Source organism: Sphingomonas sp. ABOLE (genome assembly GCF_003950455.1).
Lineage (GTDB): Bacteria > Pseudomonadota > Alphaproteobacteria > Sphingomonadales > Sphingomonadaceae > Sphingomonas > Sphingomonas trueperi.
The window spans coordinates 1-512 of the sequence record NZ_QQWY01000124.1 but is presented as its reverse complement, the minus strand read 5'-3'; the positions used below and the strand labels follow the sequence as shown (position 1 = coordinate 512).

Sequence of the window (512 nt, the reverse complement as noted above, 5' to 3'; positions counted from 1 at the left end):
TTTTTTGCACGCAGAGGACGCCAGACGGGCTGGAGAGGGGTCTGCTGGGCTCGGCCGGTACCGCAGTGGTGCTGTCCAGCGCCGCGGCGACTTTCACCAACGGCGCCTACACGCTGCAGGTGCGCGAGCAGGTCGACGGCGCCGACTGGAGCTATGCCCAAGTGCCGCAGGAAAGCGTGGCGGGCTGGCTCGCTGGCCATGCGCCGCAGGGCGGCCGGATCGGCTACGACCCGTGGCTGCACACGCGCGAGTGGGTGGAACGGACCGCCGCCGCCCTCGCCCCGCGCGGCGGCACGCTGGTGCCGGTCGCGGCGAATCCGATCGATGCGCTCTGGGCGGACCGCCCGGAGCCGTCCGACGCCCCGCTCGCCGTGCAGCCCGACACTCTCGCCGGCCGCAGCGCCGCCGACCAGCGGGCGGAAATCGCCGACTGGCTGCGCGCCCAGGGCGCCGACGCGCTGGTGCTCTCCGCGCTCGCTTCGGTCGCCTGGGCGTTCAACGGGCGCGGCACC

At 74.6% G+C, this 512-nt stretch carries 1 protein-coding gene; it reads left to right on the top strand.

Translation table 11 applies throughout. The features are described 5' to 3' along the window. A partial coding sequence (locus CA234_RS24190; protein ID WP_206431297.1) for an aminopeptidase P family N-terminal domain-containing protein occupies positions 1-512 on the top strand: 512 nt, incomplete at both ends.